This window comes from Myxococcales bacterium, from assembly GCA_023898405.1.
In the GTDB taxonomy this organism is placed as follows: domain Bacteria; phylum Myxococcota; class UBA727; order UBA727; family JABDBI01.
The window spans coordinates 1,696,507-1,716,182 of the sequence record CP060221.1 but is presented as its reverse complement, the minus strand read 5'-3'; the positions used below and the strand labels follow the sequence as shown (position 1 = coordinate 1,716,182).

At 37.9% G+C, this 19,676-nt stretch carries 16 protein-coding genes; 10 read left to right on the top strand and 6 right to left on the bottom strand.

Features of this window, described 5'->3' with window-relative positions:
- Positions 1-4 precede the first annotated feature (4 nt).
- The 5 genes from H6731_07790 (at position 5) to H6731_07770 (ending at position 6,264) form a co-directional block, all read left to right on the top strand.
- Positions 5-1,633: an NAD(P)/FAD-dependent oxidoreductase gene (locus tag H6731_07790; GenBank protein USN50163.1), complete on the top strand. Its 1,629-nt coding sequence runs from the start codon at positions 5-7 to the stop codon at positions 1,631-1,633.
- 25 nt (positions 1,634-1,658) lie between these two features.
- Positions 1,659-3,401, top strand: a complete 1,743-nt coding sequence (locus H6731_07785) for an NAD(P)/FAD-dependent oxidoreductase (protein ID USN50162.1) — start codon at positions 1,659-1,661, stop codon at positions 3,399-3,401.
- 2 nt (positions 3,402-3,403) lie between these two features.
- Positions 3,404-4,318, top strand: coding sequence for an arginase (rocF, locus tag H6731_07780; protein USN50161.1), 915 nt, complete (start codon positions 3,404-3,406; stop codon positions 4,316-4,318).
- A 55-nt stretch (positions 4,319-4,373) separates the two neighbouring features.
- Positions 4,374-5,084 carry a 4'-phosphopantetheinyl transferase superfamily protein gene (locus H6731_07775; protein USN50160.1) on the top strand — a complete coding sequence of 237 codons (711 nt, stop codon included), beginning with the start codon at positions 4,374-4,376 and terminating at the stop codon, positions 5,082-5,084.
- 103 nt (positions 5,085-5,187) lie between these two features.
- A complete protein-coding gene (locus H6731_07770; protein ID USN50159.1) occupies positions 5,188-6,264 on the top strand; it encodes a hypothetical protein in 1,077 nt (358 codons plus the stop codon).
- Between the two features lie 57 nt (positions 6,265-6,321).
- Here H6731_07770 and H6731_07765 read toward each other — a convergent pair whose 3' ends face one another.
- On the bottom strand, positions 6,322-8,520 hold the full coding sequence (locus H6731_07765) for a bifunctional SulP family inorganic anion transporter/carbonic anhydrase (GenBank protein ID USN51962.1): 2,199 nt from the start codon (positions 8,518-8,520) through the stop codon (positions 6,322-6,324).
- Between the two features lie 143 nt (positions 8,521-8,663).
- On the bottom strand, positions 8,664-9,122 hold the full coding sequence (locus tag H6731_07760) for a peroxiredoxin (protein ID USN50158.1): 459 nt from the start codon (positions 9,120-9,122) through the stop codon (positions 8,664-8,666).
- Between the two features lie 204 nt (positions 9,123-9,326).
- Between H6731_07760 and H6731_07755 the strand changes: the two genes are divergently transcribed.
- From H6731_07755 to H6731_07740, 4 genes are all read left to right on the top strand, one after another.
- Positions 9,327-10,322, top strand: a complete 996-nt coding sequence (locus H6731_07755) for an efflux RND transporter periplasmic adaptor subunit (GenBank protein USN50157.1) — start codon at positions 9,327-9,329, stop codon at positions 10,320-10,322.
- The gene (locus tag H6731_07750; protein ID USN50156.1) at positions 10,319-13,333 is read left to right on the top strand and encodes an efflux RND transporter permease subunit; all 3,015 of its coding nucleotides are present in this window, start codon (positions 10,319-10,321) and stop codon (positions 13,331-13,333) included. The genes H6731_07755 and H6731_07750 overlap by 4 nt, the downstream gene beginning before the upstream one ends.
- A gap of 17 nt (positions 13,334-13,350) precedes the next feature.
- On the top strand, positions 13,351-14,634 hold the full coding sequence (locus H6731_07745) for a TolC family protein (GenBank protein ID USN50155.1): 1,284 nt from the start codon (positions 13,351-13,353) through the stop codon (positions 14,632-14,634).
- A 113-nt stretch (positions 14,635-14,747) separates the two neighbouring features.
- A complete protein-coding gene (locus H6731_07740) occupies positions 14,748-15,629 on the top strand; it encodes a hypothetical protein (protein ID USN50154.1) in 882 nt (293 codons plus the stop codon).
- Positions 15,630-15,679: 50 nt separating this feature from the next.
- On the opposite strand, the gene H6731_07735 is transcribed toward H6731_07740, so the two are convergent.
- The 3 genes from H6731_07735 to H6731_07725 form a co-directional block, all read right to left on the bottom strand.
- Entirely contained in the window at positions 15,680-16,024 is a 345-nt protein-coding gene (locus tag H6731_07735; GenBank protein ID USN50153.1) for an alkylphosphonate utilization protein, read from the bottom strand.
- Positions 16,025-16,194: 170 nt separating this feature from the next.
- Positions 16,195-17,229 (bottom strand): adenosine deaminase, encoded by a 1,035-nt coding sequence (gene add, locus H6731_07730; GenBank protein ID USN50152.1) that lies wholly within the window; start codon positions 17,227-17,229, stop codon positions 16,195-16,197.
- 46 nt (positions 17,230-17,275) lie between these two features.
- On the bottom strand, positions 17,276-18,238 hold the full coding sequence (locus H6731_07725) for an RluA family pseudouridine synthase (protein ID USN50151.1): 963 nt from the start codon (positions 18,236-18,238) through the stop codon (positions 17,276-17,278).
- Between the two features lie 190 nt (positions 18,239-18,428).
- On the opposite strand from H6731_07725, the gene H6731_07720 reads away from it, so the two are divergent.
- Positions 18,429-18,608 (top strand): hypothetical protein, encoded by a 180-nt coding sequence (locus H6731_07720; protein USN50150.1) that lies wholly within the window; start codon positions 18,429-18,431, stop codon positions 18,606-18,608.
- A gap of 4 nt (positions 18,609-18,612) precedes the next feature.
- Here H6731_07720 and rsmI read toward each other — a convergent pair whose 3' ends face one another.
- Positions 18,613-19,473, bottom strand: a complete 861-nt coding sequence (rsmI, locus tag H6731_07715; GenBank protein USN50149.1) for a 16S rRNA (cytidine(1402)-2'-O)-methyltransferase — start codon at positions 19,471-19,473, stop codon at positions 18,613-18,615.
- Positions 19,474-19,676: the final 203 nt, after the last annotated feature.

The window sequence follows — 19,676 nt, the reverse complement described above, 5'->3', positions numbered from 1 at the left end:
CTGCATGGAGCCTAAAATAAAAAAAAAATCAGATGCTCCTTCAGTGATCATTATCGGAGCAGGTATCGCTGGAATGTCGGCTGGTATTTATCTGCAAATGAACGGCTTTAATACTCGCATTTACGAAAAACATGTGTTGCCTGGAGGTTGCTGCACAGCTTGGTCACGCAAAGGCTATATTTTTGATTATTGTATCGATTGGTTGATAGGAAGCGGACATGGAAATAGTGCCAACCGTGTTTGGCAAGAACTCGGTGCTCTAGATGGAAAAAAAATTAATAACTTTAATCTTTTTAACCAAGTAATAGACCAAAACAACAAAAAAGTAATTTTTTATAATGACCCCAAGCAATTAAGCCAGCATTTAAAATCCATTTCACCTCAAGACAGCGTTCTTATTGAATCGTTTTGTGGAGATTTACAAAAATTTATCAAACTTAATATCTACCCACCGCTCAAGCCAAAGAGTCTCATGAGTCTTAAAGAGCGCTTAACTGAATTATTGCAAATACTTCCGCACTTTCGACTTTTTTGGCGAACAGGTGCTACCCAAATGAAAAATTTTAGCAATAAATTTAAAGACCAAACTTTAAGAGCGGCTTTCAATTATATTTTCTTTCAAGATCCTCAGACCTTTCCCATGCTTCCTTTCCTTTACAATATGGCGTGCGCTCACAATCAAAATGCAGGATTTCCCGAAGGAGGTTCTTTAGGGCTTTCGCGATCTCTAGAACAACGTTATCTCTCATTAGGTGGTACTATTCACTATGGATCATGCGTCAATAAAATTGTGGTAGAAGATAATAAGGCCATCGGTATTAAGTTTAAAAAAGGCCCTCCTCAATTTTCTGATTACATCATCAGTGCAGCAGACGCTATTTCAGTGCTCTATGATTACTTAGATGGGCACTACATAAATCCAACTATTGATAAACTTTACAAGAATGTGATGCTAAAGCCGGGGATTTTATTTCCCAGCGTTATTTCAGTTTTTTTCGGTATAAAAATAGAAATTGGAAAAAACGAAGCCCATAGTACCACCTATCTCTTGGATAACTTAGACGCCAAATCACTTCCAGGCTGTCAACAAAACTGCATCGTTATTCAGCACCGCAGTCAATATGCTCAAGGTTTTGCCCCACAAGGGCATTCCATTATTCACTGCACTTATTTTAGTGACTTTGATTATTGGCAAGATTTAAGGCTCAAGGATAAAAAATTATATCGAGAAAAAAAATCGCAAGTTGTTAGATTTCTCACTAGATTTTTAGAGCAACGTTACCCACAAATCATCGATAACATAGAAGTGGTAGAGGTAGCGACACCAGCCACAACTAAGCGTTACACTGGAAACTTTCGAGGCAGTATATTTGGCTTCAAAGCTTTTAGTGAAGCCGAAGAAATTGCTGAGCGTTTGATAGATAAGCAGCATATGAAACTTCCAGGCTTAAAAAATTTTTATATGACTGGCCAATGGGTATTAGGTGGAGGTCTCCCACGAGCTGCTTTATCAGGAAGATATGTGGCCCAATTTCTATGCAATGACTTAAAACTGTCGTTCAATGTAAGCGAAATTAAAAATTCTTCGAATTGGAATCCAAAAAGTTTAGGCTATCTCCCCAAACTCGATTAAAAAATAAATTGTCAAGGAAAGCCCTATGTCACAGGCGCACAAAACACGAAACAGCATGATCATAATCGGGGGTGGCCTCGGAGGATTGTCGACAGGTTGCTATGCACAGATGAATGATTATGAGGCGCATATTTTAGAAATGCATGAGCTTCCTGGTGGGTGCTGCACATCGTGGGAGAGAGGACAATTTACCTTTGATTGGTGCATAAGCTGGCTTTTAGGTAGTGGACCCGGCAATGAAATGCATGACATATGGCGTGAGATAGGAGGACTTGATAACAAAGTTATTCGTCATCCTGAAATTTTTAATATTGTAAGGGCGCAAGACGGGCGCAGCGTACGATTTTATTCCGATCCTGATCGACTTGAAGCTCATTTATTAGAGCTTGCTCCCATAGATGAAAAAATCATTAGAGAGTTTTGCCAAGGGCTTAGAAAATTTATCAAGTGCATTAAGGTTTATCCTTTTTTACGACCAGTCGGACTGATGAAAACTTGGGAAAGATGGCGCATGCTCGCATCTTTTATTCCTTACTTTAATTTGATCCGAAAAACCATCAGCACTAAGATGACTGATTATTCTTTAGCTTTTAAAGACCCTCTTTTGCGCGAAGCTTTTAATTTTATTCTTTACGAGAAGCACCCTAACTTTCCCGTTTTGCCTTTTTATTTTCAGCTTGCTGCTCACGCCACCCATTCAGCCGGAGTTCCCGAAGGTGGCTCTTTGGGACTTGCACATTCTATTGAACATCGTTTTAAAAAACTTGGTGGAAAAATTTCATACAATAGCAAAGTTGAAAAAATAATCGTAGAAAACGATCGTGCTTGTGGTGTACAGCTCAGCGACGGACAAAAATTTTATGCGGACATTGTTGTAGCAGCATGCGACGGTCACTCCGTCACCCAAAAAATGCTCGATGAAAAATATTTATCTGAAACATATAAAAAGCTCTATTCGGAAACTATAAAAAAACCACAGATGGTTTTTCCTGGCTATTTCACATTGTTTTTAGCACTAGATAAAGAGCTTGAAGATATGGAATATTGCACGACTTATCTGCTAGATAAAAACTTAGCGCACCAATTGCCCGGCATTAGACACCCAAGCATCAATGTTCAACTTCGCAGTGCTCTTTATCCTGAACTATGCCCTAAAGGTAGCTCAATTATTTATGCAAGTTACTTTTGTGATATCGCACCGTGGCGGCAGCAGATTAATTCTCATGAGCAACTAAGCCGAAAAAAAAATGGTATTGAAATTCATACCCTCCCCGTTCGAAGAGGACAAAATTATCACCAGCTTAAACAAAAAACCGCTGATCTTCTGATTAATTTTCTCAACTCTCATATACACGGACTTAAAAATTCAATTATTCTTCGTGATATCACCACTCCTCTTACACAAGTTCGATATACCGCCAATTACGATGGATCGGTTTTAGGATGGCAGCCTTTTGTAGAAAGTGGCGAAACACTCGAAGAAGAAATTAAACGCATTGGACCAGGACTTCCTAAACTTAAAAATTTTTATTTTTCCGGTGTTTGGGCTACCACTGGAGGGCTTATTCGCGCTGCTGCTGCTGGACGTCACGTTATGCAATTTATTTGTCGAGATGATAAAAAAATTTTTAAAGCATCAATTGATCCTGCTGCATGTGCTCCCAGTCACCTTATTTTAAAAGAACGCCAACCTTACAAAACTACTCTTTGCAACAATACATCTCCATTAATTCCTAATGAAACTTTGGTTATAGATGAGAGGCATTGATTATGCTTTATCAAAAAAAAGTGATCGATATTTTTGGTGTACCTTTTGATATTGGCGGTGGCGCTACCAGTGGGACATCCATGGGCCCTGCTACTTTGCGTACTTTAGGACTCAAAAATAAAATTCAAACTTTAGGCTATGAAACAATCGATCGAGGAGATATCCCAAGCAACTCACAAAAAAATTTAGAACAACAAGCTGATAAACTCAGCGCTATTTCAGAAATATGCAGTTCACTCATGACTCTTACTATGCAATCATTAGATATGGAGCACACTCCTTTGATTATTGGAGGAGATCATTCCTTGGCAATCGGAAGTATCAACGGAGTCAATGCGCATCTTGGTAAATATAATAAAAAATTGGGTATTATTTGGATTGATGCTCATGGTGATAGCAACACACCTCAAAGCTCATTGACAAAGAATATTCATGGAATGCCGCTGGCTGCAATCATGGGACATGGCTATAACGAGCTGATACAATTCAATAATAATACTTCACCCATTGATCCAAAAAACATCAGCCTTATTGGAATCCGCAATCTGGATCCACAAGAACGAGATTTTATTAAAAATTCTGGTATCAATTATTTCAGCATGAAAGATATCGATGAAAAGGGTATCGCTTATGTGATTGATCAGGCTATAGATCAGCTCAGTCACAAAGTAGATGCTACTCATCTTTCTTTTGACCTTGATGCACTTGATCCACTCTATGCTCCAGGTGTCTCTGTTCCTGAAGCTGGCGGTTTAAGTTTCAGAGAGGCCCGCCTTATATTGGAATGCGCCTATCAAAGTAAAAAAATTATTTCTATGGAGTTTGTCGAGCTCAATCCCCTATTTGACACAAAAAATACAACTGCAAATCTTTGCATTGATCTGATTCAAAGTGCATTGGGAAAATCGATTATCTAAGATCATATCTAAAAATAACCAAGCCAAGATATGAAATCTCCCACTATATCTTGGTATGAAAAATAATTTGATCGTAAATTTAAACAGAAATTTTTCTTTTGAAAAACAAAATTTATTCTTTGATTCAGAACAAATTTTAATAAATATTTTTTTTACAAATGATTTTTTTTCTAAACAACAATTACTTGAAAAATTTTTACCCGAAAATGAATACCAAAGATTTCAAAAAATAAATTTATGCCAATATAGAAAAAAATGTATTACCCATCGAGCATTATTACGTTTCCAGCTTGGACTTCTATTAGGACAATGCCCAGCTTCTATAACAATCAAAACCACTCAATTTGGAAAACCATTCATCAAGAAAAGCGAAAACGAAATCGGAATTAAGTTTAACGTTTCTCATAGCGAAAATTTTGTCGCTTTTGCATTTAGTAAAAGCCGCGAAGTAGGTATAGACATCGAAGAGAAACGAGCTTTATCAATTTTTAGCGACATTGCGTCATTGGTGCTAACAAAACAAGAATTGCGTGAGCTTGATGTTTTTTTGCCAGCACAACAAAGGGAACACTTTTTACAACTGTGGACCAAAAAAGAAGCCATAAGCAAATTATGGGGCTTAGGCTTGAATTTCGATTTTAAAAAAATAGCCCTAGGATTTTCTCATTCATCACAAGAAAATTTCTTAGAGAAAAACCACTTGCAACTATTTACAATCTCCAAGCCATCTTTATTCTATGGATCCATCGCTTATGCGCCATGTTGATTTTAACTATAAAAGTCAAAATAAGCGACTTAATATTCATTAAAACACCTCTCTTTACATTATTCAAGCAATATATAAAAATAACGATTAGGAGTATTTTAAATTGATTAAAATTACAACTTTTTTTACTTTATTAATCATAAGTAGTTGTGGGGAAAACTTGCCTAATAACTCTAAAACCAAAAGCGTGCTGCCAGAACAAGAAAAAAAATTACCCAAGGCACATAACAATCCTGAGTCAAGTGAATTTAAAAACGAGCATATAACTGACCAAAAACAGCCTGCACGGCTTAATCGGGTGAATGATAAACAAAGACAGCATGGCATAAGTGAAGAATTTTCCAGAGATAATTTTAATTATGAAAACTTAGCTAAGGTAGATTGGACTAAGCCTGAAACTTATGGGGATTCTAGGCATAACCTTAGTCTTAGCAACAACCCTGCAAACATTAGTCCAAATTTTAAAATAGCTGGCATCACACCTGAAAATTATTATCACGTAAATATTCTTGGCGATGGAAATTGCTGGCTGAGAGCTTCTTGGGTTAGTTTCCTTTTACCGGTGCTAGATAAAGAGCAAGAATATCTTGAATTTATTGATCAATTATATAAATTTTACGAAAAATTTAAAGAAGTACCGGGATTTTCACATAGATATTTTGCTCAAGAATTTAAACAACTTATAGAAGTTTTAAAAAAATCATCACCTAAGAAAAGATTAGAACTTCTCAATAAATCTCACGTAGATGATTTTTTAAATTACACCTTAAGATCTTTAATTCACGCAGAAAATTACCTCAACAAATTAAATAACATAGGATTTAGCCCTGAAACATCAAATAATTACATAAAAAGCACTAAATGGAGTAACCCTTTCAGACTAGCAAACCTATTTATTCCATCACAAAAAAACTATATTAATATAATAACCAGCTCATCTGAGTCACTGGAAATTATATCAAGATCTGATTTTGGTATTTTATATTTTAATAATGACGGGTCTTACCTAGAAGAAACTAAAAATGAATTTGCTCTTCTTAAAAAATACTTTTACACAGATAAAATACATAGCCTTAAAGACTTATATCAAAGTGAATTTTTGGCAATTTTTCCTATTTACTCACCAGTTCACTATAGCGTGGCTATTAGAAAAGATCTTGCCCAACGCTATGGTCAGTAAAAACTAAATAGTATTGATACGCGCTGTCCTATATTCTGGGAATCTTAGAATTTAGTACTACACAAAGTCTACCTTCCCAGAAGTTATGTCAAAAACACAGCCAACTAATTCAACTTTTTGCTCATCCAATAATTGCTTTATAATTTTACTTTCACGACTGATAATATCCATACTTTGCAGAACATTTGCTTTGACTGCCATTGTTTCTAGTTCTTCTTTGTAGCTATCATAGTCAGTAAATTCTTTTTTAAAGCGTGAGAAATTCATACTTTTTTGTATATCTGACATCAGATGATCGAGATGCTCACATCCATAGACTTCTCTCGCAGATTTTCCTTGGTTATGCAAAGAAATCGCCGCAGAAACTGCACCGCATTTTGTATGCCCCATCACCATGATAAGCTTAGCCCCGGCAATAGAGCAGGCAAATTCTAAACTCCCCATCACGCGTTCGCTCACCACATTACCAGCAAGCCTTATACTAAAAATATCTCCTATACCCACATCAAAAATAAGTTCGACTGGTGTTCTAGAATCGATGCAGCTTAAGGTTACAGCAAGCGGATATTGTCCTTTTGCTGTTGCCAAAAGTTGACGATTAAAATCTCTGGGAATTCTTTGCCCACTGACAAATCTTTTATTGCCATCCTTCATCATTTGAAGAATTTGCTCTGAAGTTAGTGAACGCTGTAGCTCTTGATCCGTATGGATTTGGTAACGAACTTGATCTTTAATACCAAATTTATTTTCAAAACCAACCAAACTTATGTTCGTATTTTTATCGTGCGATTTTTCTTCAACAAAATTATCTATGACACGCAAAATATCAGCATCGATATACTGAGCTCCGCTTGCATCTATGATTATGGTTTTATGATCCTTGATACTTTTTAAAATATGCTCCACAGAGGTTCGGTTTAAAAAACTTACTTGGTTCGCTAGATTTATTCTTAAAACATCACCGCTGAAATATTTTTCATATATTATTTTTAACGGCCCCTTATAGTGACTGATCAGAATGAAAAAAATACTTGCACCCATCCCAAGAGCAATACCAACCAATAAATCTGTAAACAAAATACCAACCACAGTAAAAGAAAAAGGAACAAATTGATCAATGCCTTTGTCCCATATACGTTTCATATTTTTTATATTGACTAGTTTTGCTCCGGTAACTATCAAAATTGCTGCGAGACATGACAGAGGAATAGCATTAAGCCACATGGGCAAAACAAGAACCGAAATCAACAAAAAGATGCCATGAAAGATTGCTGATTTTTTTGATGAAGCTTGAGCATTAATGTTTACCGAACCTCTTACAATAACCGAAGTTACAGGCAGCCCTCCAATAAATCCTAATATTAGATTACCCACTCCCTGTGCAAATAGTTCTCGATTAGGCGGTGAAACCCGCTGAGCAGGATCAATTTTATCAACAGCTTCGAGATTCAATAGAGTTGCTAAAGAGGCAACGATAGCTAAGGATAAACCCGCAAAATAAATTTGAGGGTTTTTAAATGCGTTAAAATCAGGTGCAATAAGAACATTAAATACATTTGATATATCAGTGATAACCGGAACATTTACTCTGTGCATACTTTCAACAAATAAATTCGGTGCAAAATAAGAAAACAAATAATTTAAAATCAACCCAACAAAAACAGTCATCAGTTGGGAAGGAATTATTAAGTATTGAGCTCTTTTTTTGCTGTCGAAATAAATTAAAAACAAAAGACACACCATTCCAATCAGCAGTGAACCTGAATGCCAATTAAAAAATGATGTGAGCAATTCCGAAAATGTAGTCTGCTGATCCGGCTGAATAAAAGACATTTCCCCTTCAAAATCTTGATCCCAACCCACCAAGTGAGGAACCTGTTTCAACACCAAAATTAGGCCTATAGCAGACAACAAACCATTTATAACGCTGGATGGGAAGAAAGCTGCGATAAAACCTGCTCGCAACGCACCTATGATAATTTGCACAATACCACAAATAATAAGGGCAGCCAGAAATGCTTGGAATGATCCAAAATTATTAATTTGAATGGCAATGACAGCCGTCAGGGCAGCTGCAGGACCGCTGACACTGGTATGAGAACCGCTCAGCGCACCTACAACAATTCCTCCAATAATTCCCGCCAATAGCCCAGAAATAAGTGGAGCCTGGGATGCCAAAGCAATACCTAAACACAAAGGCAAAGCTACTAAAAAAACTACAAGACCAGCAGAAAGATCACTCAACCATGTTCTCAAAACTGAACTATTTAGAGTATTTGATTTCACCTATCCCCCCTTCTGTTTTCTGCCCGATTATCAATTTTTTAAATTTATTTATTGACCTTATAGATACGAGCAAAGCATTTTGTTTTTATTTGTATTAATCTTAAAAATATAATTTATTTTTGCGCATAGTCTTTAATAACTTTGACTGCTTCATCAACATGTTTTTGTATTTCCAATTGCGAAGAAAAAGAAAAAATAATTTTTCCATCTAAACCAACAACAAAAGTCGCTCGCCCTGGAAGAATACCCAATGTTTTTTTTACTCCATATTTTTTTCTCACCTCTCCACTTTCATCACTGAGCAGTGCAAAAGGTAAACTATGTTGGGTGGCAAATTGTTTATGGGAATCAGGAGAGTCTGCACTTATGCCAATAATTTCAACACCAAGATTTTTAAGCTCTTGGTAATTATCTCTAAATGAACATGACTGTGCGGTACATCCTGGAGTGCCATCTTTGGGATAAAAAAATAAAACGGCACCCTTACTTCCCTTCATTTTATAAAAAACTTGGCTTTCTCCATTTTGATCTGGCAAAACAAAATCTGGTGCTACTTCACCAACTTTCAGCATAAATTCTCCTTTTATTTTGTTAGGCTTAAACATACTGCATAATATCCCTTCTAAAAGCCTTTACGGCTCATAAAATTTGTCCTATAGCTTCCAAGGTTATCAATTTGCTTTTGGCAGCTTTATCACCGCTCTTACAAATAATAATGACTCACATGGCACTACCGGGGTTACTATTACAAGGCATATCCTTCACAGGTGGAAATTATGTTCTTTCTTTTTAACTTTATAATTTCACTTTTTCTTTCCTGCTCGCTTTTTGCCAAGGTTAGTGAACGAACCTTTATCGTTGATATTTTACAATTACAGCCGCAAAAATTTGAATTAAAACGCCGTTACATTGGCAGCATTACAACAGATAATTTCAGCATTTTGCGTTCAAAAGTTACAGGCACAATCGCCTCGATCGATATCCAAGCCGAGCAAAAAGTAAAAAGTGGCCAGCTTCTTGTTTCGATCAACAACCGCTCGCAAAAAGCTGCATTAGAAATTGCCATTAAAACTCACAATTCACTCAAAAACAAAGTTGCACGCCTTGAAGCGCTTAAAGCAACAAACGACATAACTAAAAATGAAGTAGATGAGGCACAACGCGAACTGCTCAATGCTCAAATGCAGCTTGAAAAAGCAAGAAAATCTCTAGAAGACACTGAAATTCGGGCACCATTTGACGGTACTGTTGGAGTTCCCCGAGTAGTTGTTGGGCAATCAGTTAAGCCTGACACAGCTATAATTTCTCTGAGAAATGGAAATTACTCCATTAGCTTTTTAGTTCCTCCAAAAAGAATCAAGGAACTAAAGATTGGGCAAGCTCTTAATGTCGATGATAAGAACGGTTCTATTACAGCGATAGAACATACGGTGGATCCAAAAACGTTGACGGGTTTTGCTAGAGCGAAGATCCAAAACTGTGAAGGCTGCATTATTGGTGAAAGTTTACTCGCCCAAGTTGTTGTAGCTCAAAATCCTCAGGCAATCGTACTGAGCCGCAATGCCATTTATTACGATAAAGGCAAAGCTTTTGTAGTCAAAGCTGTGAGTGGAAAAAATAATGAGAGCAGGGCCCAAATTACTGAAGTAGTCCTAGGCAATGAGTCAGAAGGATTGGTTGAGATAAAATCTGGACTTTCCTTAGGTGATCGTATTGTAGCTATGGATCCCAAACGCATAACTGCCAACGCGCTGCTTAAGGAAACAAAATGAAGTGGACAAATTTTTTTATCGAACGCCCAGTCACTGCGGTTGTCGTAAACATAATGTTGGTAATCTCGGGCCTTTTGGCCTTTAAAGGCTTACTGATCGATGAATATCCTCGGATTATTGTTCCTAAGCTGAGCGTTGAAACAAGTTATAGCAATGCATCAACCGAAACTATTGAAAAAGAAATCACCACACCCATTGAAGAAAAACTTTCACTTGTGGAAGGGCTTGAAAAAATAAGTTCAGAATCAAGAGCAGGACACAGCAAAATTCATCTTTGGTTTTCACCAAAAATCTCTATGGATCGGGCCTTCATTCAAGTTAATGAGCAAGTCAGCAGAATATCCGGGAAGCTGCCCAAAGAAGCTGATCCTCCTCGAATAAATCGCAGTGGCGGGGGGGAGCCTTTCCTCTATCTTACGGTAAAAAGCTCCGCCTTGATGGGAGCCGAGCTTACTCACTTTACCTCCACTCACATCAAAAATAGCTTTCAAGGTATTGATGGGCTTGCCGAAGTAAAAGTATGGGGGCCTCCCTATATCATGAGTGTTGTGCTCGATCCTCTTGCCATGCACAACCAAAATATTGAACCTGCGCAAATTGTTGAAGTGCTCAAAAAAAATGAATTACTTTTGCAAGCAGGACAAACGAAAAGTGGCCAACCCATTGATTTAGATGTCGTCGCTAGAAATCCAAGCGATTATGAACAAATGATCATCGGCAACAACTCAGGAGCTCCTGTATATTTGGGTGATATCGCCCAAATAAGGCTTATGGATGATGATCAAGAAGGTATCTTTCGGGTTGATGGCCAACGTGCAATACTGATCGCACTGGTTAAAGCAAGCGATGCCAATGTGCTCGAAGTTACCAAGGCCGTAAAAAAAATAATTCCTAAAGTCAATCGTGACCTGCGCGGCAAGGCTCATGTTTATATCGAAAGTGACAAATCAATATTTGTTAGCGAATCATTAAAAACTATTTATAAAACCATTATTGAGGCATGTATTTTAGTTTTATTAATTATATTTTTATTTCTCAGGCATGTTCGTGCAACACTGATTCCCTTGGTTACCATTCCAATATCACTTTGTGCCACCTTTTTAGCTCTGAAAATTTTTGGGCTCTCTATCAATATTATTTCCCTCTTAGCAATGGTCCTGGCAGTTGGCTTAGTGGTTGATGACGCAATTGTTGTTTTGGAAAATATTTTTCGTTACCGAGAACAAGGCTTAAGTGCACTGGAAGCAGCTAAAAAAGGTACTCAAGAAATTGGTTTTGCTATCATTGCTATGACCTTAACCTTGATGAGCGTTTTTTTACCATTAATTTTTGTGTCGGATATAACAGGTGCACTGCTGAGAGAATTTGCTATTACTTTAGCTGCAGCGGTATTTTTCTCAGGTATTGTGGCATTGAGTTTATCGCCTCTCATGTGTGCTAAACTATTGCAAAAACCTGCGCATGAAAATTCCATTGGCCGTACAATTCTTGCAGGTATCATATGGCTTGAAAAAACGTACGCTCTTTTGCTTCATCGCTTTTTTAATCACCAAAAAATTGTTTACGCATGCTTGGCGGTTGTTATTGTGTGCGGGGCTTTTGTCTATCAAAAACTTGACTCCAACCTTATTCCTAAAGAAGACCGAGGCATTATTGGAGCATCAATTCCCGATATTCCTGGCTTTGACTCCGATGACATGGACACATATGTTGATCAGGTTGAGCAACTTTTTCTCTCTCGGTCAGAAGTATTAAAAACTCTAACATCGATAAACGAAGGATACAGCCACGTAATCGCTATCTTGAAACCATGGAAAGAAAGAAAAAAACATGCCGAAACCATTGTTGAAGAGATTAGAGATGAAGTGAAACAACTGCCACTGGCAGTCTATCCTTGGAGTGATAATATAGGACTTGATGCACTACAAGACGATAGCAACTCCGATTCATCTATTGTTGTCGCCATAAAATCCCCTAAAAGCTACGTTGAAATTGAAAGGATCGCATCTGCTTTGAGCGAACGTTTTGGAAACGATGGCATCTTAAAAGATGCCCACTCCGATTTAAATATGAATCAATTATCTATAGCGGTAGTTCTAAAACGCGAAGCTCTTACTCAATTAAATATCTCAGAAAAAAATATTTCAATGGCACTTCAAACTATGAGTGATCGCATGAGAGCTTCGAGCTTTAACCTGGAAGGCCAAAGTTATTCCGTCTATCTCAGTTCTTCATCGCAGGTAAAAGATCTTGAGCTCGTTTATCTATCAACCAAAAATGGTACCCAAGTTCCCTTATCTACTGTTGCAAACATCGACTATCGAGTTCAGGCTCCTACCCTGAGGCATCTTAATCAAATGAGGACTGCCCAAGTTCTTGCCAATTTAAGTGACAGCACCAGCCTGAGCGATGCAAGAAATTACCTAGATAAAACCATTCCTGATATTGTTCCTGCCGATATGAGTGTGAGCTATGAGGGAGCTTTAGGCATGCAAGAGAGAAGCTCAAAAACTTTTGCATTGCTTTTTTTAGCCGGACTTATATTTATTTTTGCCATTATGGCCATTCAATTCGAAGATATTATCGATCCTCTCATAATTCTTTTAACCGTTCCTTTTGCTTGCATTGGAGGAGCTTTTTTGCTTTGGGTTATGGGCGAAGGAACCAACCTTTATACCCAACTAGGAATGCTTACACTGATTGGTCTGATCACCAAGCACGGAATTCTTTTGACAGAATTTGTAAGCAGCAAACGAAAAATAGGTGTTGATCTAAAATCTGCAGTTTTTGAAGCCGCGCGTTTACGTTTTCGTCCCATTATCATGACAACGGCAGCAATGGTATTAGGAGCACTTCCTCTGATTATCTCATCAGGTGCAGGCAGCGAAGCACGAAGAGCTATCGGAATCGTTATTGTTGGCGGATTAACTTTTGGTACATTATTGGTTTTGTTTGTCTTACCCATCAGTATTTATTCCGTTTACTCTTTAAGAACTCGCTTAGGCAATTAAATACCCAAGAGAAAAAAATGATACGAATTATTTTGTTACTAATATTCGCAACTAAACTCATGAGCAAAGATATTCAGGAGTTCGCCCTGAGCATCATTGCTCATCCGCCCCTTATCTCATTAAAACAAGCTCTCAATGAGGCAAAAAAACAAAATTATGACTTACAAAAAGAATACAAGCAACTTCAGATTGCAAGCAGCGCTCGGGACAAGTCTTTTGCCCCGCTTATTCCTCGTTTAGATTTTTTCTTGGCAAAAGAAGCTAAGCTTTTTCAAAATAATGAAAACGATAACGACAAGGCTGTTTTCAAGCTTGAGACAAAATTATTTGATATGAAATCATTGTTTGCAGTAAAAAGCTCAAGCGATGAGTTAAGAGCTGCAAAATACAATTATGAACAAGCTTCAAACAAAATTTTTTTTGAGGTGGCCAATGCTTACAGCGAAACACTTATCGCTCAATCTCTTGCTGTCCTTGCTCAAGAAGAGCTTGAGCAGTACCAAAAGCAATTGGAAGTCTATCAAAAAAAATTGCAAGCTGGACTTGCACGCCCTCTCGATATAAGTCGAGGGGAATATCTCTTTAATAAATCAAAAACTAACTTAATTTTGAAAAAAAGAGATTTTGAACGTAAACGCGCCCAACTTGGCGCATTAATAAGCCGTAAAGAACTTTTTCAAGTCGAAGATTTTTTGCTGGAATCACCCTATTTCGATGAAAGTCTGGAAATTTTGCAATCGCTTGCTCAAAATACAGCGGAATCGAATAGCCTTAAATTAAAATATTCTGCACAAAATTATTCTATTTTAAGCGAAGGATTTAATTATTTTCCCATCCTAAAAACCACTATCGAGGGCGGCCTACATACTCCCCCCCATGATAACTCTAGTCCATCACATGAAGCTTTCTCCAAGATAATGTTCACTATAGAATTACCTATTTTCAATCAAGGATTGCCCCATGCTGAGTTAAAAAAGAAAATAGCCCAACGCGATCTAATTGAGCTCTCACAACGAGAACTGCAACTGACAAAGCATTTGGGTATCAATGGAGTACTTGAGCAGATTCAGGCCTCTCAAGTGGCCCTAACAAGCGCAGACCTAGCACTTAAAGCTGCCAAAAAAGCCAAAAAAAGTGCAGAGCGACTCTACAAAGCTCAAGAAGCCACCGCTTTAGAATTGGTTGAAGCCAATGTAAATTTTAGCAGCGCACAAAGTCTATTTCTAAACGCCCAACTGCACCTTAAACAAAGCAAGCTCCAACTTCTTTATCTAATAGGCAAAATGAGCGAAATTGAATGAGATTTGCTCATCCAATACTGGCCAAGCTGGTTCTTTTAGTATTGCTTTTCAATAACACAATAAAAACCTCCCCACCATATTGCAATATACAAATAAAAACATATTATTAACTAATGAAAATAAATCACAATTTAATATGCCTACTTTTGCCTTTAATAAGTTACTTTTCATTATCTTTACAAGCGGCTGAATTTCCAATAGAAGAAAAATATATTCGCTTTGAAGAAAATAAAATCCAATTAGCTAAAAAGACATTCAGAAATAATGCAGGCATGAGCATCACTCTTCTTGCAGCACAGCACGTTGCTGATTCTGATTTCTATGAAGCTCATAAAATTCTATTGGAACAAGCTGATATGGTTTTATTTGAAGGAAAAGGATTGGATGAAGAGGGTAGCAAATTTAATCTTAGCGAGCTTGGTCAGCTCAATAGAAAAATAACTGACAGGCATTTTTTGGTTGCGAACGCCTTTGGTTTAAGCTACCAACTCGATTATACCGACTATCGCAAGAGCAATTTCATACACGCAGACTACAGCTTTGAGCAAACTGCCACAATGGAAAAATTTGATACTATTGAGGCTATGATTTCTCAAATCAAAAAAAATATTGAAGACATCAAAGAAAAATTCTCTCATCAGTCCAATGAGCCTCTTCAATTCTATTTTGAGCAGGAAGTAAATAAATTCAGTGAGTTAGGTATCGCCGCATACTTTTCTCAAGCTATCCCCTTCCTACTTATGGATGAGATGCAACTGAAACAAAAGATTAACAATGCCGAGTGGTATGAAAATGAATTCACTAAACGAAATCAAATTGTAGAAGAAAAACTTGCAGAAATATTAGGCAAGCAACAAACTCAATCTCAAAAAGCTCCTCATATAATAATTTATTACGGAGCAGCACACATGCCTCATTTTGAGCGAGTCATCAAAGAGAGATATTCATTTTTACCTGAAAGCCAAGAATGGTTCACTTCAATATCACTTGAATAAACACATGCTCTTTCATCCACATGAAAGAGCTTAAACATCTTCCCATTTAATCAGGCTTTTTTAACAAATTCTGATTTGAGTCGCATCGCTCCGACTCCGTCGATTTTGCAATCAATATTGTGACCATCAACGCTGTCGATGATGCGAATATTTTTTACCTTGGTGCCAATCTTGACCCCGCTTGATGATCCTTTAACCTTGAGGCTCTTAATTACGCTAACAGTATCGCCATCTTTGAGTTCATTGCCATTGACATCTCTCACAATATTTTCTTCATCATCCGCCTTAGATTCCGAAGCTTTCCATTCATGCTGGCACGATGGGCACACCAACATTCCGCGATCCTCATAGCTATATTCACCACCACACGATGGGCAGTTAGGTAGTTTATTCATTTGGCAATCCTTTTGTTTTAAATAGTAAATGCTAGACCGCGTTATGCGCATGCCTATTTAGCAGATTAAAGGAGTTTTTACGGGCTCAGCAAATATGCGCAAGAAGTGATTGGCCGTATAGAAAGTTTAATTTTAGAATGTAATGCAAAACCAAAGTCCTCTAATTTCTTTTAAGCGCTAAGATTATCCCACGCAGTATTAAATGACTGCAAAAGCTGTTTACGCTTTTCATAAGAGATAAAGGCACTTTTAAAGCCGTTCTCTAGAAATCTACGAATAGTGTTTAAGTCGAGCTTGGCGTATTCTATCATGGTCATAATTTCTTTTGTCACTGTAGTATTTGAACAGAGGCGGTTATCGGTATTGATAGAAACTCTCACCCCTCTATCTATAAAAGTTTTTAAGGGATGTTCCTCGAGAGATTGTACTGAACCAGTGTGCAAATTCGATAGCGGACAACTTTCAATTCCTACTCGATGATCCACGACATAGCGCAAAAGCTCATCATCTTCTACCAATGTTGTTCCGTGTCCAATACGATCCGCTCCTACTCTCAATGCCTGAGCAATACTCTCAGGCCCGTAACTCTCACCAGCATGAAGCGTAACGAATAAATTATTTTTTTTGGCAAGAGCAATGGCCTCTGCATGATCACTGATAGGAAAGCCCTTCTCTGGCCCAGCCATATCAAAACCAACTACACCATGATTCTTAAATTGTGCAGCAAGCTTCGCCACAGACAAAATACTTGCACCATCGCTATGTTTAAGACCACAAAGTATTTGAACAACACTAATACCAAGCTGTTCTCTTGCACACTGCGATGCGCTAATGCACGCTTCGATAACCTCCTCTTGACTTAAGCCTTTTTGTATCAAAAGATAAGGGCAGTAGCGCACCTCAAGATGCACTACATTTTCTTTTGCGGCATCCTCGCACAGTTCAAAAAATACACGCTCAATATTTTCTTTGTATTGCATCACGGCAACCAATGGCTCAAAACCCAAAAGATATTCTTCTAAGCTTTTTCTCACACCACCGTATTTATAGTGTTTCATCAAGAGTTCTGGATCGTTGCTTGGCAGTTGGACATCACAATTTTTTGCAAGTTCTATCAAGGTTTCTATTCTTAAAGAGCCATCCAAGTGACAATGAAGATCGGTTTTGGGTAATGAATGGATTAATTCATAAGAAATTCGAGACATGATCTTTCTCTCCCCAAAGAGCGCCTGACAATATTTTTTTGCCACACTAATATAAATAATTCTCAATGGCCATCAATTGTGAAGGAAGCGGCGCAGTAAAACTCATCAACTTTCTAGTCTTCGGGTGGGAAAACTCAATTGTTTCTGCATGAAGAGCCTGTCCGCACAATAAATCTATCGCTTTCACAAGCTCGATTGGCGCTAATTTATTAAGGCTTCGCGCACCACCGTAGAGATGATCGCCCAAGAGCGGGTGATTCATATCGGCAAGATGAGCGCGTATTTGGTGAGTGCGTCCAGTATAAAGTTTAACCTTTAACGAACATACTCCATGTTTTTGTGCTTGAACTTCAAAAGCCGAGTGCGCCATACGCACGTTAGAAGAAGCTATTTTGGGCACAGGCAATCGAGTAAAAAATCGCAAACGATTGTGAGGATGGCGAGCATGCCCCGTTTTTAGATCAAACCTAGTCGATTGCATCTCACCATAGGCGAAAGCTCTATAAAATTTATTGACTGCTCGATCTTTAAAATCCTGGCTAAGAATGCGTAAAGCATGCGGAGTTTTAGCAATCACTATTACTCCAGATGTATCTTTATCCAAACGATGAACAATTCCTGGTCGCTCTTGATTATGAGCCATCATCGAAGGAAAGTGATACAATAAGGCATGGCATAAAGTTCCAGTTTTAACACCTGCCCCAGGATGAACCACCAATCCTTTTGGCTTATTTATCACAGCAATCTCATCATCGCTGTACAAAATATCGAGCGGAAGCGCTTGAGGTTCAATGTGCGAAATTTCAGGAGGTGGTGGCATCATGCATACAGGCTCCCCCCCCATGAGTTTATATGAAGCCTTAATGCTCCTGTTATTGATAGTTACCAAACCATCTTTAATAAATTGACCTATTTGGGCCCGAGAAAAATCAGGACATTGGGCGCTCAAAAAAACGTCCACCCGCATACCTGCATCTTTATCCTCAGTTTTTATCAAAACAGCCGGCATTAAACCTTCCCATTTGAACGTTTTCAAAGTTTTAGCCACACTTTATACACCAAAAATCACACAAATAAATACCCATAAACAAGCAACTATTAACCCAGCAAAAAACCATAATAAAATATATTTTTTTCATTTTTTTCCACTTATATTCTATCAGTCGCTAGCATAATCCTCCCTAGCAAAGAGGTGAGCGATGGCGAGACGGGTTGTTATTGGGATTATTTTCTTTTTATCTGGCTGCTTAGATAAGGATAATTTAGCCAAATCCTCATTAGGTTCCTCGAAAGATGCCCCAGCAGATCCAAGCAGTGTTATTTCTATGGGAAGAGATGATGATGACGGCATGGCCTTAAAATGGCATATCGGAGGATAAGATCTTAGGATAACGGCTCTTTTTTAGAGCTCTGGTATTCTATTACCATGTCATAGGCCTGATTTTTTTTGATATTGAAATTATCCACTAGTTCTTTAACTATATCTTTGGTCCTAAAAGCTTGTTCGCTTCTTTTTTTTATCAGCTCTACTACTGACTCTTTCTCATCGTTAGAGACGGACCGTTCAACATCCTGAGCCTCAACAATCACAACGCATTCACCCTTTTCCACGAGTGACGGTTTTAACTCCTGCCCTAAAACTCCACGATGAAAGGTTTCAAACACTTTGGTGAGCTCTCTCGCAACTACAACCCGCCTAGGGCCCAACGCTTCAAATAAATCATCTAGTAAATTTTTGACCCGTAGAGGAGATTCGTAGATAACCAAAGCAAGCCCGCATGCTGCTGTTGATTGAAACAACTTTTTTCTCTGACTATTTTTTTTTGGCAAAAACCCCAAAAAAGCGAAACGAGTCGTATCGATACCGGCTCCCATTATGGCAGCACTTTGAGCCGAAGGTCCAGGAATAACCTCTACCTCAAAACCAGCTTTCACTACCGCTTGCACCAATAAAGAGCCAGGATCGCTAATAACAGGACAACCTGCATCAGACAGCAAAACTACCTGTTCATTTGCCTTAAGGCACTCTTCCACCACATGAGCCCGCTGCTCTTCTATTTGAGCATGACAGGAAATAATTCTACTTTGAGACTTTAAATTAATTCCCAAAAAACTTATGAGCTTACGAGCCGAACGGGTATCTTCTGCCAAAATAACATCGGCTGAACTTATGCTTGATATTGCCCTGGAGGAAATATCACCCAAGTTTCCGATTGGGGTTGCAATAATTTTGAGTTTATTCATGTAAAAGCCGGATCTAAAATATCACCTGCTCTTCTTGGCCTTTTTTTCTCCAATAGCAAATACATTCCTATATTTTTCATGACAATGCTCATATAAATCAGGATTTTCTTAAATAAAGATTCAACAGAAGCTGCATTGCAAAAACTAAAACCTTTGTTAAATACAATACATTAACAATATAAAATAATTTTACTTATCACAGC

Coding starts and splice junctions, on each gene's coding strand:
- H6731_07740 (USN50154.1), top strand. CDS start 14,748: ATGAAAATAAATCACAATTTAATATGCCTACTTTTGCCTTTAATAAGT.
- H6731_07720 (USN50150.1), top strand. CDS start 18,429: ATGGCGAGACGGGTTGTTATTGGGATTATTTTCTTTTTATCTGGCTGC.
- H6731_07775 (USN50160.1), top strand. CDS start 4,374: ATGAAAAATAATTTGATCGTAAATTTAAACAGAAATTTTTCTTTTGAA.
- rocF (USN50161.1), top strand. CDS start 3,404: ATGCTTTATCAAAAAAAAGTGATCGATATTTTTGGTGTACCTTTTGAT.
- H6731_07750 (USN50156.1), top strand. CDS start 10,319: ATGAAGTGGACAAATTTTTTTATCGAACGCCCAGTCACTGCGGTTGTC.
- H6731_07725 (USN50151.1), bottom strand. CDS start 18,238: ATGCCGGCTGTTTTGATAAAAACTGAGGATAAAGATGCAGGTATGCGG.
- rsmI (USN50149.1), bottom strand. CDS start 19,473: ATGAATAAACTCAAAATTATTGCAACCCCAATCGGAAACTTGGGTGAT.
- add (USN50152.1), bottom strand. CDS start 17,229: ATGTCTCGAATTTCTTATGAATTAATCCATTCATTACCCAAAACCGAT.
- H6731_07735 (USN50153.1), bottom strand. CDS start 16,024: ATGAATAAACTACCTAACTGCCCATCGTGTGGTGGTGAATATAGCTAT.
- H6731_07760 (USN50158.1), bottom strand. CDS start 9,122: ATGCTGAAAGTTGGTGAAGTAGCACCAGATTTTGTTTTGCCAGATCAA.
- H6731_07755 (USN50157.1), top strand. CDS start 9,327: ATGTTCTTTCTTTTTAACTTTATAATTTCACTTTTTCTTTCCTGCTCG.
- H6731_07790 (USN50163.1), top strand. CDS start 5: ATGGAGCCTAAAATAAAAAAAAAATCAGATGCTCCTTCAGTGATCATT.
- H6731_07745 (USN50155.1), top strand. CDS start 13,351: ATGATACGAATTATTTTGTTACTAATATTCGCAACTAAACTCATGAGC.
- H6731_07785 (USN50162.1), top strand. CDS start 1,659: ATGTCACAGGCGCACAAAACACGAAACAGCATGATCATAATCGGGGGT.